The 13,503-nt window shown below is 58.3% G+C and carries 10 protein-coding genes; 5 read left to right on the top strand and 5 right to left on the bottom strand.

Annotated elements, in window-relative coordinates; all coding sequences use genetic code 11:
- The first annotated feature begins 31 nt into the window (after positions 1–31).
- Positions 32–1,153, top strand: coding sequence for a Gfo/Idh/MocA family protein (locus ACJY2L_RS14015; RefSeq protein ID WP_067431915.1), 1,122 nt, complete (start codon positions 32–34; stop codon positions 1,151–1,153).
- Positions 1,154–1,169: 16 nt separating this feature from the next.
- On the opposite strand, the gene ACJY2L_RS14010 is transcribed toward ACJY2L_RS14015, so the two are convergent.
- From ACJY2L_RS14010 to ACJY2L_RS13995, 4 genes are all read right to left on the bottom strand, one after another.
- Positions 1,170–1,997, bottom strand: a complete 828-nt coding sequence (locus ACJY2L_RS14010; RefSeq protein WP_439212333.1) for a glycosyltransferase family 8 protein — start codon at positions 1,995–1,997, stop codon at positions 1,170–1,172.
- 21 nt (positions 1,998–2,018) lie between these two features.
- Positions 2,019–3,404, bottom strand: a complete 1,386-nt coding sequence (locus tag ACJY2L_RS14005; protein WP_439212332.1) for a D-arabinono-1,4-lactone oxidase — start codon at positions 3,402–3,404, stop codon at positions 2,019–2,021.
- A gap of 98 nt (positions 3,405–3,502) precedes the next feature.
- Entirely contained in the window at positions 3,503–4,135 is a 633-nt protein-coding gene (locus ACJY2L_RS14000; RefSeq protein ID WP_439212331.1) for a TetR family transcriptional regulator, read from the bottom strand.
- A gap of 200 nt (positions 4,136–4,335) precedes the next feature.
- A complete protein-coding gene (locus tag ACJY2L_RS13995; RefSeq protein ID WP_439212330.1) occupies positions 4,336–5,817 on the bottom strand; it encodes an efflux transporter outer membrane subunit in 1,482 nt (493 codons plus the stop codon).
- An 87-nt stretch (positions 5,818–5,904) separates the two neighbouring features.
- On the opposite strand from ACJY2L_RS13995, the gene ACJY2L_RS13990 reads away from it, so the two are divergent.
- From ACJY2L_RS13990 to ACJY2L_RS13980, 3 genes are all read left to right on the top strand, one after another.
- Positions 5,905–6,519: a TetR/AcrR family transcriptional regulator gene (locus ACJY2L_RS13990; protein ID WP_439212329.1), complete on the top strand. Its 615-nt coding sequence runs from the start codon at positions 5,905–5,907 to the stop codon at positions 6,517–6,519.
- Between the two features lie 74 nt (positions 6,520–6,593).
- Positions 6,594–7,700 (top strand): efflux RND transporter periplasmic adaptor subunit, encoded by a 1,107-nt coding sequence (locus ACJY2L_RS13985; protein ID WP_439212328.1) that lies wholly within the window; start codon positions 6,594–6,596, stop codon positions 7,698–7,700.
- Positions 7,697–10,774, top strand: coding sequence for an efflux RND transporter permease subunit (locus ACJY2L_RS13980; RefSeq protein ID WP_439212327.1), 3,078 nt, complete (start codon positions 7,697–7,699; stop codon positions 10,772–10,774). The genes ACJY2L_RS13985 and ACJY2L_RS13980 overlap by 4 nt, the downstream gene beginning before the upstream one ends.
- Before the next feature lie 222 nt (positions 10,775–10,996).
- Here the strand turns inward: ACJY2L_RS13980 and ACJY2L_RS13975 are convergent, their stop codons facing one another.
- The gene (locus tag ACJY2L_RS13975; RefSeq protein ID WP_439212326.1) at positions 10,997–12,004 is read right to left on the bottom strand and encodes a LacI family DNA-binding transcriptional regulator; all 1,008 of its coding nucleotides are present in this window, start codon (positions 12,002–12,004) and stop codon (positions 10,997–10,999) included.
- 243 nt (positions 12,005–12,247) lie between these two features.
- Here ACJY2L_RS13975 and ACJY2L_RS13970 point away from each other — a divergent pair, with 243 nt between their 5' ends.
- Positions 12,248–13,489 (top strand): MFS transporter, encoded by a 1,242-nt coding sequence (locus ACJY2L_RS13970; protein ID WP_439212666.1) that lies wholly within the window; start codon positions 12,248–12,250, stop codon positions 13,487–13,489.
- The last annotated feature ends 14 nt before the right edge of the window (positions 13,490–13,503 follow it).

The raw sequence follows: 13,503 nt of genomic DNA, 5'->3' as shown, positions 1-13,503 counted from the left end.
CATCTGATTACTCATTTATCAGGAGCGCAGCATGAAAAAGGTCCGCATCGGCATGATTGGCAGTGGCTACATCGGTCGCTGTCACGCGATCGCCTACGCACAGGCGGCAACGGTTTTTGCGCTAAAGGGCGAAATCGTGCGTGAAATGCTGGCGGAGGTGAATCCGCAGCTGGCGCAGGAGAAAGCCCAGGCGTTTGGTTTTACCCGTGCCACCGGCGACTGGCGCGAGCTGGTCAGCGATCCGCAGATCGATGTGGTCGATATCTGCGCGCCTAACTTTTTGCATAAAGAGATGGCGCTGGAGGCGATTCGTCACGGCAAGCACGTCTATTCAGAGAAGCCGTTAGCCCTGAGCGTCGCCGATGCTGAAGCGATGACCCGTGCCGCGCAGCAGGCAGGCGTGAAAACGCTGGTGGGCTTTAACTACATGAAAAACCCCACCAGCCAGCTGGCGAAAGAGATTATCGCCCGCGGTGAGATTGGCAAGGTGGTGCATTTTTACGGCACGCACAATGAGGATTATCTGGCTAATCCAGCCACGCCACGCGACTGGCATTGCCAGCAGGCGCTGGCCGGGCTGGGCGCGCTGGGCGATCTGGCTGCCCATATCGTCAATATGGCGCACTATCTGGTGGGCGGCATTACTGAGGTCAGCGGCGACATGCAGACGGTGATCACCGAGCGGCCCGATCCGCAGGCGCTGGATCGCCTGTTGCCGGTGGAAAATGAAGATCAGGCCAGCGCGCTGCTGCGTTTCAGCAACGGTGCGCACGGCGTCATCGAAACGTCGCGTATCGCCTGCGGCAGCAAAATGGGTTTGACCTACGTGGTAACCGGCACCAAAGGCACGCTGCGTTACACGCAGGAGAGAATGGCGGAGCTGGCGCTTTATCTGCATGATGACGAGGCGGGACGGCAGGGCTTTAAAACTATTCTTACCGGCCCGGCGCACCCGGATTATGCTAATTTCTGCGTTTCAGCGGGTCACGGCATCGGCTTTAACGATCAGAAAACCGTGGAGATCCGTGATTTGATCAACGGCGTGGCCGCGGACGATCCGATGTGGCCCGATTTTGCCGAAGGGTTGCAGGTTTCAAAGGTGCTGGAAGCGATTGCGGTATCAGCGAAAGAACGGCGCTGGATCAACGTCTGATCCTGCGCCGTAAGCGTTAGTCGGCCATCGTCTGCCACCAGAGTTTATCGAGCGCGTAATATTTATCGCGCTCGCTTTCTGGCTGGTTCAGATCGCGGTGCCAGGGCTTCGCCTGGATATAGTGCAGGTTTTTAATCTCGTCGACTTTACAGCTGGCGGCATGCTGATAAGGCAAGGTTTTTAAGGCGTTATAAACCCACGAAAGCGGCTGCCAGCGCCCGGCGAACACCTCATTCAGCAAATCCTGTTCAGAGAAGGCGTAAGCGGAAAGATCGTCGATTGCCGCAATGCTGTTGGCCAGCGCCGCAAACTGCGCGTCGTCTGGCGTCAGCACCAGGAAGCCGCCGTTAAGGTAGTTATCCAGCGACGCCGGAGCGGGCAGGCCGCGATCCTGCCAGGTGTAAAAGCAGTTTTCTGGCTGCCAGCTGGCGGGATAACTCGCCACCTTATTTGGGTTACAGCGGCAGGCGTGGCAGGCGGCAATCTCGCCGGGTGCCAGCGGCTGATCAAACAGCTCATCCATGTTTTTCAGCACCAGCATATCGGCATCGAGAAACACCAGCCGACTAAACTCGGTAAGCTGCCAGGCGCGCAGCTTGGTCCAGACTTCGCTGAACTGTGCCGAGGCGTAATGCTGTTCCAGTTCGGTTTTTGGGGCCAGCGGTTCCACGGCACGCAGCAGGCAGCCCGCCTGTTGCAGGCGCGCACGGTCATCTTCACCAATATTGTCGGTCACCATCACCACCAGCGGCCAGGCGCTCTGGCTCTGCTGGAGTGATTTGTGCAGTGCCTGCACCCCAATCAGGTATTCCGGCTGGGTAAGCAGCGTAATCCAGGCTTTCATGTCATCCCTTTACTCAAAAAATTAATCGAACAGCTTAGCAAGATAGTCGTTGCTGAATTTCTGTTGCGGATCGAACTGGCTGCGCAGGGCGCGGAAGGCGTCCCACTGCGGATAGATTGCACTCCAGTTATAGAGCGACTGATTGTAATATTTGCCCCAGTGTGGACGGCCGCCTTCCGCCGCCAGCAGCTTCTCGACTTCGGTCAGGAAATGCAGCCCCGCTTCAGACAGCGTACCGTCATCGGCGTAATAGACGACAAAGCCGAAGTAGCAGGTCTCCTGCTGCGCCGACGGGTTAAGCCAGCCGGAAGAGGCACCGGTGCAGCGAATGATAATGGGGTAGTGCATGTGCGGCTGGTTTTCCGCATACCAGCGTTTGATCTTGCTGATGATCTGCGGCGTTTTCGCCAGCGGCACGCCAATCTCGACGTTGATCTGCGGCACGGCAATCCCACGGCAGAACAGCTGATAGATGTCGCCGGTAACGTCGGAAAAATCGCGGAAGCGGGTCACGGTACGGAACTGTTTGCCGCCTTCGCCGCGAATCTGCGTATCACGGTGCATATGTTCCAGCGTCTGATCGATGGTCTGATTCAGCTGGCTGTTGCCTTCGCCTTCATTCTGCTTAACCACTTCACGGTTGTTCTGCTGATACGCCTGGGTCTCTTCCGCCGTCGCCTCGCGCGCATTCCAGACGTGCATCTGGTTGTCATCAACAAACCACCAGGCTTTACTGAGGGCAAAATCGCGGTTCCACTGCGGCAGATCCTGCTCCAGCGTATCGGCGCTGAGGGCGGTTTTGAAACAGGTATAGATGTGCGCTGGCCGGGTGCGCAGCGTCACGGCGGTAACGATGCCGAGTGCGCCCATCGACACCTGCACCGCGCCAAATTCACTGTCCTGCGGCGTAAACTCACGCAGCGTGCCGTCGGCCATCAGCAGGCGAATCATGATCGCCTCGTCGGCCAGCGAGCTTTGTTGTAATCCCTGACCGTGGGTGCCGGTGGCCATGGCACCCGCCAGCGTTTGCACGGAAATTACGCCCGGCGACGAGGCAAGCATGCGGTCCATCTGCGTCAGGCAGTCATAGACGTCGCTCAGCAACGTGGCACCGGCAAAAGTCACGGTGTCATCGGTGCTGGCAATCAGCCCACTCAACGCGCTGAGGTCGAGCAGCAGATCGCCACCGGCGGCGATATCCAGCATGCGACCTGGCGCCATGCGGCTGCCAATAACGCGGATTTTGCCGTGATGAGACGCGACCAGCTGCTGCAATTCCGCTTCGTTTTGCGGACGACGCAGCTGCTGGCGATTGCCGAGGGTGGCGTTATGCGCCCAGTTCCACAACTGCGGATCCTGTTCGGTGGCATGCGTATTACGCAGCGGATAGAGTGTCTCTTCGTTCAAGACGGCGTTCCTTTTGTCAGCTCGGTGAATTGCGTCTCTTTACGCAATGGTGAAGTAAGCGTAGACCAGGAACCTGCCGCTACGTTAATGCCACCTGACTAACGCGGGCAGATGTAGCCCAGTGTGGCATCAACGGCTAACTGACGGTTGCGGCGAATGCTTTCCGCCTCGCTGTCGTTGGGGGTGAAGAGGGTGTTGAAGGTGTAACGATTTGCAACATGATGCACGCAAATGCTGCTGATCAGCCGGTGCACATCCACCGTATCGATGGACGGGAGGAAAACCGCGTCGCGCTGGCCACGCTGTAATACCGCCTCCAGCACATCCAGCGCGCTTTTGTTCAGCGCCTTGATGCGCGCGGAACGGGAGATATAGCGGCCACGCAGAAGGTTTTCGGTGCAGACCAGCCGCATAAAATCGGGATGCTGAGTGTGATAATCAAAGCTCGCTTCCACCAGTCGAATCATCGCCTCGCGCGGCGGCAGGCCGGCGAGTTCCAGTCCGCTTTCATGCTCGCGCATCGCCTGATAGACCTGCTCCAGCACCACAACATAGAGCTGCTCTTTACTGGCGAAGTGATACACCACCATGCGCTTGGTGGTCTGCGCTTTTTCAGCGATCTCTTCCATGCGCGCGCCCTGCATGCCAAATTCGGCAAAATTAGCCAGCGCGGCGGCGATAATGCGCTTTTTTAGCCCTTCCGGGTCATTTTTACGTTTTGAACTGTCCACATCATGCTCAGCAAAATAAGAAGCAAAGCGGCATGGTAGCACAGGGCTTTACGCGTCAGTAAAGCGGGACGCCGGAATAAAAACGCCGGCGCGGCAGGGAACAGCAGCAGGATTTAACGCCACGCATGGCGGCCACGGCTCTCTGGCCTTTCTCTGCCGCAAGGCTGATTTACACCGAAACTGTCAGGCGCGTTGGCCGGTTACGGCTTTGCCCGCGCACCGATGCCAGCCGGTGCGACATCCCCCTTCTCGGGCTGCCAGCCACCGCCCAGTGCATTAAAGGTCGCCACCGCCGCACGCGCCGTGGCCGTTTGTGCCTGGGCTCGGGCATCGGCCGCCTGCAGCAGATTTTGGTCGTCATACAGCACGTCAATCAGGCTGGCAGCACCCTGTTGCCAGGCGCTAAAGGTTGCATTGCGTGCGCTGCTCAGCGCAGTTTCCCCGGCAATCAACGTAGCGGTTTGTTTTTCAGTGTTGGTCAACGCGGAGAGCGCATTTTCCACGTCCGCCGTGGCCCGTAATGCGGCCTGTCGATACGCCGCCAGCGCTTCAGCCTGCTCGCCTTTTGCCTGCGCGATCTGCGCGTTGATGCGGCCGAAATCAAACAGCCGCCAGCGTAAGCCGATGACGCCGGACGCCTGGCTGGCAGCACCGGAAAAGAGATGGCCTTCGGAGATTGCCGTGGCGCTGCCGAGCAACGCACTCAGCGAAAAGGTGGGGTAGTATTCGCCAATCGCCTGGCCGATGCGCGCGTTAGTCGCCGCGAGACGGCGCTCGGCCACGATCAGATCGGGTCGGCGTCGCAGCAGGTCGGCAGGCGTGCCGGTGGCGGTCATTTGCGGCACCGATGGTATGGCAGCAGGTTTGGCCAGCAGCGTGCGATGGGTGCCCGGCGGCGTGGCCAGCATCACGTCCAGCGCATTCATCGCGGCATCAATGGCCTGTTGCAGGGCAGGAATACGGGCTTCAACCTGTGCCAGCGCGCCTTCGCTCTGTTGCAGCTGACGAGTTTCCACCAGCCCCTGCGCGGTAAGCAGCCTGACTTTTTCGGTCAGCTCACGCTGTGCCGCCACCTGTTGTCTGGCGATCTCCAGCCGTGCCTGTAAACCGCGCAGCGTGATATAGCTGTCTGCCGTTTGCGCGGCAACTGCCAACCGGGTCGCCACCACCGCCGCCTGTGCGGCCTGATACTCTGCCAGCGCCGCTTCTCTGCCCCGGCGCAGGCCGCCAAACAGATCCAGCTCCCAGCTGGCGTTGAGATCGGTTTGCCAGGCGCTGCCATAACGCGAGTCATCCGGCCTGGCGTTAAGCAGCTGACCGATCGGGGTTTCCAGCGACTGTCTGGCGCGCGCGCCCTCCGCGCTGACCGTGGCAGAGGGCAGCAGCGCCGCCGTGGCCGCGCCAACGCCCGCACGCGCCTGGCTGAGACGGGCTGCCGCCTGGGCGATATCAAGATTCTGCGCCAGTGCGCTTGAAACCAGGTGGCTTAACAGGGGATCATGGAACGCTTGCCACCAGAGGCTAAAACTGGCGGGCTGACCGGTGCCACTCTGCGAAACAGCGGATGAGGTCTGATAGCGATCGGACAGCGCGAGATCGGGACGATGATAATCGGGTCCCACCGCGCAGCCTGCCAACAGGCTGCCGCTGACCAGCAGAGAAAGGGCACGCAGAACAAACATGAGCATTCCTTGAACAACTGAATTTGTGACCATATTATACTTTGGTCACTCATTGTCAATCAGGCCGGTGCGGGCTAAGCTGGAGAAATGACGACACTTATGAAGAACTCCCACACGCGTGGCCCTCTGGATCACAGCGTTCGCGAACAGGTGGTGGCCGCGGCCACCGAGTATTTCAGCCACTTTGGTTATGAAAAAACCACCGTATCTGATTTAGCCAAAGCCATCGGCTTTTCCAAAGCCTATATCTATAAATTTTTTGATTCCAAACAGGCGATTGGCGAGGTGATTTGCAGCAATCGCCTGGCAATGCTGCGGGATATCGTGCTGTTGGCAATCGCCGATGCGCCCACGGCATCGGAAAAATTACGCCGTTTTTTCAAGGCGTTGGTTGAAGCAGGCAGCGATCTCTTTTTCCACGATCGTAAGCTGTATGACATTGCGACCGTCTCGTCCCGCGATAAATGGCCTTCCGCCGTGGCGCATGAGGCGCAGCTACTGCAGCTGGTGCAGGAGATTTTGCTGGCGGGTCGTCAGTCAGGGGAGTTTGAGCGCAAAACGCCGCTGGATGAGGCGTCACATGCCATTTTTCTGGTGCTGCGCCCTTATATCAGCCCCGTCCAGCTGCAGTACAATCTGGATACCGCCGATGAGGCGGCTCAGCACCTCTCTTCGCTGATCCTGCGCAGTCTGGCCCCTTAATTTGTGACGATTGACATTTTTGGTCACTAGTCGGAGAATGCGGTTTCTGTCCTGATACTTCAGTAAGGGAACCCATGCTCCGGCTTAATGCTGCCTCCATCGCCGTTTTACTGTTACCGCTTGCCCTGACGGCCTGCGGCGACAATCCCGACGCCACCGATCCGCGTACCCAGCCTCCGCTGGTGCGGGTCGCCGCCGTGACGCCTGCGCAGCACAACGCACGGGCATTTAGCGGCGTGGTGGTGGCCCGTACGCAAAGCGACCTCGGCTTTCGCGTCTCCGGCAAAATCCTTGCACGGCTGGTGGAAACCGGCCAGCGCGTGCGGCGCGGTCAGCCGCTGCTGCGTCTGGATCCGGTTGACCTGCGCCTGCAGGCGCAGTCTCAGCAGCAGGCGGTCGCCGCCGCCCGCGCGCGCGCACGACAAACCGCCGACGATGCTGCGCGCTATCGCGGGCTGGTTAGCGCCGGTGCGGTCTCTGCCTCCGATTACGATCGCATTAAGGTCGCGGCTGATACCGCTAAAGCGGAGCTCAGTGCCGCACAGGCGCAGGCCGATGTGGCGCGGAATGCCACCGGCTACGCCGTGTTACTGGCCGATGCCGATGGCGTGGTGGTTGAAACGCTGGCGGAGCCGGGGCAGGTGGTCAGCGCCGGACAGCCGGTGGTGCGACTGGCGCACGCCGGGCAACGCGAAGCGCGGGTGCAGCTGCCGGAAACGCTGCGTCCCGCCGTAGGCAGCACCGCGCGGGCAACCTTATACGGCGCCAGTGAGGATGCCGAACCGGCTACGCTGCGGCTGCTTTCCGATGCGGCCGATCCGCTGACCCGCACCTATGAAGCGCGTTATGTGCTGACCGGCGCGCTGGCCAACGCGCCGCTGGGCGCTACCGTGACGCTGGCGATCGGTGATGCAGCCGCGTCGACGCTGATGCAGGTGCCGGTCGCCGCACTGTACGATGCGGGCAAAGGCAGCGGCGTCTGGCGGATTAGCGGTGAGCCCGCCAGCGTCTCCTGGCAGCCGGTGCAGGTGGTCGGCATCAGCGATGAGGCGGCCAGCGTCACCGGCAACCTGCGGCCCAATGAGCAGGTGGTCGCGCTCGGCGCCCATCTGCTGCATGAAGGGGAAGCGGTGCGTCTGCCGGACACGCATCACGCTGCTCCCACCGGGAGTCAGCCATGAGCAGCGGCCGCTTTAACCTCTCCGCGCTTGCCGTCCGTGAGCGCGCCATAACCTTGTTCCTGATTATCCTGATCGTGGTGGCGGGCATCCTGTCGTTTTTCGAGCTGGGACGCGCCGAAGATCCGCCGTTTACCGTGAAGCAGATGACGGTGATTACCGCATGGCCGGGCGCCACCGCTCAGGAGATGCAGGATCAGGTGGCGGAACCGCTGGAAAAGCGCCTGCAGGAGCTGAAATGGTATGACCGCAGCGAAACCTACACGCGGCCAGGGCTGGCATTCACCATGCTGTCGTTGCAGGACAGCGCGCCGCCTGCCGAGGTGCAGGATGAGTTTTATCAGGCGCGCAAGAAAATCAGTGACGCAGCCAAAACGCTGCCCGCGGGCGTCATCGGCCCGATGGTCAACGATGAGTTTTCCGACGTGACCTTTGCGCTCTATGCGCTGAAGGCCAAAGGTGAGCCGCAGCGCCTGCTGGCGCGCGATGCCGAACAGCTGCGCCAGCAGTTGCTGCACGTGCCGGGGGTAAAAAAGGTCAATATTATCGGCGAACAGGCTGAACGCATTTTTGTCTCGTTCTCACACGATCGGCTGGCGACGCTGGGCATCGCGCCGCAGGATATTTTTACCGCGCTCAACGAACAAAACGTACTGACGCCCGCCGGTTCAATTGCCACTAAAGGCCCGGAGATTTTTCTGCGGCTGGACGGCGCGCTGGATTCGCTGGAAAAAATTCGCAACACGCCGATTGTGGTGCAGGGCAAAACGCTGAAGCTGGCCGATGTCGCCACCGTGGCGCGCGGCTATGAAGATCCCGCCACCTTTATGATTCGCAATCAGGGGGAACCGGCGCTGCTGCTCGGCATCATCATGCGCGAAGGCTGGAACGGGCTGGAACTCGGCAAGGCGCTGGCGGCGGAAACCACGCAGATTAATGCATCGATGCCGCTGGGCATGTCGCTGGTCAAGGTCACCGATCAGGCGGTGAACATCAGCGCCTCGGTGGATGAGTTCATGGTGAAGTTTTTCGTCGCCCTGCTGGTGGTGATGGTGGTCTGCTTTATCAGCATGGGCTGGCGCGTGGGCGTGGTGGTGGCCGCGGCGGTGCCGCTCACGCTGGCGATCGTTTTTGTGATTATGGCGGCGTCGGGTAAAAACTTCGACCGTATTACGTTGGGCTCGCTGATTCTGGCGCTTGGCCTGCTGGTGGATGACGCGATTATCGCCATTGAGATGATGGTGGTGAAAATGGAGGAGGGCTACGATCGCATCAAAGCTTCGGCCTACGCCTGGAGCCACACCGCCGCGCCGATGCTGGCGGGCACGCTGGTCACCGCAGTGGGGTTTATGCCGAATGGCTTTGCGCACTCCACCGCCGGGGAATACACCAGCAACATGTTCTGGATTGTCGGCATCGCGCTGATCGCTTCATGGGTGGTGGCGGTGGTGTTTACGCCTTATCTCGGCGTAAAAATGCTGCCGGAGATCAAAACCGTGGCGGGCGGCCATGCGGCGATCTACAACACGCGGCACTATCAGCGCTTTCGTCGGCTGCTCGGCGCGGTGATTGCCCGCAAAGGCTGGGTCGCGGCGGCGGTGGTCGTGGTATTTGTGCTGGCGGTGCTGGGCATGGGACTGGTGAAGAAGCAGTTTTTCCCAACGTCAGATCGCCCGGAAGTGCTGGTGGAAATCCAGATGCCTTATGGCAGCGCCATTGCCCAGACCCACGCTGCCGCCGTGAAGGTTGAGCAGTGGCTGCAACAGCAGCCGGAAGCGCACATCGTGACCAGCTATATCGGTCAGGGATCGCCGCGTTTCTATCTGGCGATGGCGCCAGAGTTGCCCGATCCCTCGTTTGCGAAAATTGTGGTGCTGACCGCCGATCAACAGGCGCGTGAGGCGCTGAAACAGCGTCTGCGCCAGGCGATTGCCGGCGGGCTGGCGTCAGAAGCGCGCGTTCGCGTTACGCAGCTGGTGTTCGGTCCTTACTCACCCTATCCAGTGGCGTGGCGGGTGATGGGGCCGAACCCGGATACGCTGCGCGATATTGCGGCGAAGGTAGAGGCGATCATGCAGGCCAGCCCGATGATGCGCACCGTGAACATCGACTGGGGCGCACGAGTGCCGACGCTGCACTTCAGCCTCGATCAGGATCGTTTGCAGGCGGTAGGGCTGACTTCCAGCGCGGTAGCGCAGCAGCTGCAATTCCTGCTCTCCGGCGTGCCGATTACCGCCGTGCGCGAAGATATTCGTTCGGTGCAGGTAATGGGCCGGGCAGCAGGGGATATTCGTCTCGATCCCGCCAAAATTGCGGGCTTTACGCTGGTGGGCAGCGCCGGACAACGCATTCCGCTGTCGCAGGTGGGCGAAGTCGCGGTGCGCATGGAAGATCCGCTGCTGCGCCGCCGCGATCGCACGCCCACCATTACCGTGCGCGGTGATATTGATGAGGCGTTGCAGCCGCCGGACGTCTCTGCGCGGCTTGCACCTTTACTGCAGCCGGTGATCGATGCGCTGCCTGCGGGCTACCGCATTGAGCAGGCGGGATCGATTGAAGAGTCCGCTAAGGCCACCAAAGCGATGGCGCCGCTGTTTCCGATCATGATCGCCATGACGCTGCTGATTATCATTCTGCAGGTGCGATCGATATCAGCGATGGTCATGGTGTTTCTTACCGCGCCGCTGGGGCTGATTGGCGTGGTGCCGACGCTGCTGCTGTTTAATCAGCCGTTTGGTATCAATGCGCTGGTGGGGCTGATTGCGCTGTCAGGGATACTGATGCGCAACACGCTGATTCTGATTGGGCAGATTCACCACAATGAGCGCGAAGGGCTGGATCCGTTTCATGCCGTGGTGGAAGCGACGGTGCAGCGGGCGCGGCCAGTATTACTGACGGCAATCGCCGCCATTTTGGCCTTTATCCCGCTGACCCATTCGGTGTTCTGGGGCACGCTGGCCTACACGCTGATCGGCGGCACCTTGGGTGGCACCCTCGTCACGCTGGTGTTCTTGCCAGCGATGTACGCCCTCTGGTTTCGCATTAAGCCGGATGGCCGCGATAACGCCGCCAGCTAATCGCTGAAGAGAGTGGGGCGTTCAGGCAACTGGACGCCCTTTTTTTATGCGCTGGGCCACGCATTATGAGGCCGCAGCGTGATCGGGTATCGAGCGGCGTATCCGTGGCGGTGCGCGGTGATATCAAAAAAGCAGGCAACGCATAAGGTGCAATGGCCGCAATCAACAACCTGTTTAACCGCTGCGCGTTTTAACGCTTCGGCGTCGGAAACCTGTGGCGATTCACTTTACTGCATTCATTGACTGACGGAGCAGTAATGGGCTGTCGACTTTTATGACATCGCGATGGGCTTTACCTTCGATAATGTGAAGCGCACTCAGCCTGCCAATTTCATAATGGGGTAATTGCACCGTGGACAACGGCGGCAGGAACAAATCACCGATCCCCACCATATTATCGTAGCCCATCACTGCCACATCTTCGGGGATCCTCAGGCCTTGTGCCATGAGCGTCTGGTACACCATAAACGCGATGCGATCGTTACCGCAGATCACTGAATCGAATAAGGGTTTTTGCTGATGAATATGTGCCTGCACAACCGCCGGAATATCCCGATAATGCTCATCGCCAAATGCCATGTAATAGTGGCCCAGTGTCTCAGGGGCCACTCCAGCCTCTCTGCATGCCTGTTCCAGACCTTTGCGGCGTCTGACCGTGGCAAGATGGGCCGCAGGCAAATGTAAGCAGAGTGGGCGCCGATAGCCTGCAGACAAAAGCGCACGTACCGCAGCATATTGTCCATGTTCGTCATCCGGAATATAACTCGCTACCTGTTGATGCAGGCTTTCGCAATTGGCGAGCACACAGGGCAGGTTTAATAACTTCTCGGGCAGCGGCACCTGTCGCAATCCCATGGTGGTATAGATAATGCCATCCGGCCGGTGTGAGAGAAGCAGATCAACCATATTCTCCGGGCTGTCATCCGAAAACATGTTCACCACAAAGCTATTCCAGCCATGCCCCCGTGCCGTTTCTTCAATGGAGAGGGTAATTTCCACCGAAAACGGGGTAGTAACGGTATCCAGCGCCAGCACACCGATCGTTTTTGCAATGGCATGAGCGCCGCGTATTTTTTTTGCCGATAAATCGGGCACGTAATTGGTCGCATCGATAGCAGACTGTACGCGGGACAAGGTCTCCGGCTTTAGGCGCTCCGGGGAGTTTAATGCCCTGGAAACCGTCATCAGCGAGACATTCGCCAGTTTTGCCACATCTTTCAGGGACGCCATGCGTTTTGCTCCAGCTCTGGTCTGTGCCACAGGTTATAAAACTAACTTGCTGATGTAAAAGGATCATCCGTGATTTTGGACGACGGAAGTGGGTTGCAGTAAATAAGAAATATTGATCATGATCTCATACTGTGTATGTTAACGTTAACTTTTGTGATTAACATCCAGAATTGCAGCAAAACGCCATGCGCCTCTCTTAATGTTAACGTTATCATTTTGGCCCCACCTCAGTATGAGATTGTCATAATGAAAACCCGTCATTCTCACCGTTATCTGATACTCAGTTTTTTATTGTTCTTTTTCTTTGTCACCTGGTCTTCTACCGGCTCACTGCTCTCGATCTGGCTACATCAGGAAGTCGGTCTGAAAGCAGGGGATACCGGAATCATTTTTTCAGTGGTCTCTTTTTCCACGCTGTTTGTGCAAATTTGTTATGGCTTTATTCAGGATAAGCTGGGGCTGCGCAAGCATCTGCTCTGGTTTATCACCGCATTATTGATTTTTTCCGGCCCGGCCTATCTGTTGTTTGGCCATCTGCTAAAAATTAACGTCTTTCTGGGCAGTTTTTTTGGCGGCATTTATATCGGTCTGACATTCAATGGCGGTATTGGCGTACTGGAATCTTACACCGAGCGTGTCGCCCGTCAGAGCCAGTTTGAATTCGGAAAAGCAAGGATGTGGGGGTCGCTGGGTTGGGCCGTGGCAACCTTTTTTGCCGGACTCTTGTTTAATATTAAACCGGCATTAAACTTCGCCGTCGCCAGCTGTTCTGGTTTGATCTTCTTCCTGCTTTTGATGCGCTTACGCGTTTCTTCAGCCCCCCATGCAATGGAGGAGGCGGTGGCAGGGGGAAAAGTCACGCTTGAGGATGCATTACGCCTGCTGACCCTGCCGCGTTTCTGGGCGTTAGTCTTCTTTGTGGTCGGCACCTGTATTTACGGTGTCTACGATCAACAGTTCCCGGTCTATTTTTCATCACAGTTCCCGACGCAACATGAAGGGAATGCCATGTACGGTTATCTTAATTCGTTTCAGGTATTCCTTGAGGCCGCAGGCATGTTTTGTGCGCCATGGCTGGTCAATCGTGTCGGCGCTAAAAACGGGCTGATTTTCGCTGGAATGGTGATGGCGATGCGCATGGTCGCTTCCGGGTTAGTGGAAGGCCCGCTGCTTATCTCTATTACTAAGCTGCTGCATGCCGTTGAACTCCCGATACTGTTAATCGCTATCTTCAAATACAACAGTCTTAACTTCGATAAACGCCTCTCTTCCACGCTCTATCTGGTGGGCTTTGCCTGTACCAGTTCAGTGATTGCCACCGTGTTGTCACCCCTCGCTGGCTACAGCTACGAAAAATACGGATTTGCTCAGTCCTACCTGTTTATGGGAGCGATGGTGTTCTGTATCACCTTTATTTCTATTTTCTTGTTGCGCTCCGGTAAAGCTTCACTGGATCCGCAGGTAAGCCCACTTTCCACTATCTGATTGAAAAGGCTGAA

Source organism: Duffyella sp. Ts4 (assembly GCF_051851875.1).
Classification (GTDB): domain Bacteria; phylum Pseudomonadota; class Gammaproteobacteria; order Enterobacterales; family Enterobacteriaceae; genus Duffyella; species Duffyella gerundensis.
The sequence above is the reverse complement of the archived record's forward strand: the minus strand, read 5'-3'. Positions and strand labels throughout refer to the sequence as shown.

Bases quoted from the DNA above. Each gene is read 5' to 3' on its own strand.
- ACJY2L_RS14015 (WP_067431915.1), top strand. From the start codon at position 32: ATGAAAAAGGTCCGCATCGGCATGATTGGCAGTGGCTACATCGGTCGC.
- ACJY2L_RS14010 (WP_439212333.1), bottom strand. From the start codon at position 1,997: ATGAAAGCCTGGATTACGCTGCTTACCCAGCCGGAATACCTGATTGGG.
- ACJY2L_RS13995 (WP_439212330.1), bottom strand. From the start codon at position 5,817: ATGTTTGTTCTGCGTGCCCTTTCTCTGCTGGTCAGCGGCAGCCTGTTG.
- ACJY2L_RS13990 (WP_439212329.1), top strand. From the start codon at position 5,905: ATGACGACACTTATGAAGAACTCCCACACGCGTGGCCCTCTGGATCAC.
- ACJY2L_RS13985 (WP_439212328.1), top strand. From the start codon at position 6,594: ATGCTCCGGCTTAATGCTGCCTCCATCGCCGTTTTACTGTTACCGCTT.
- ACJY2L_RS13980 (WP_439212327.1), top strand. From the start codon at position 7,697: ATGAGCAGCGGCCGCTTTAACCTCTCCGCGCTTGCCGTCCGTGAGCGC.
- ACJY2L_RS13975 (WP_439212326.1), bottom strand. From the start codon at position 12,004: ATGGCGTCCCTGAAAGATGTGGCAAAACTGGCGAATGTCTCGCTGATG.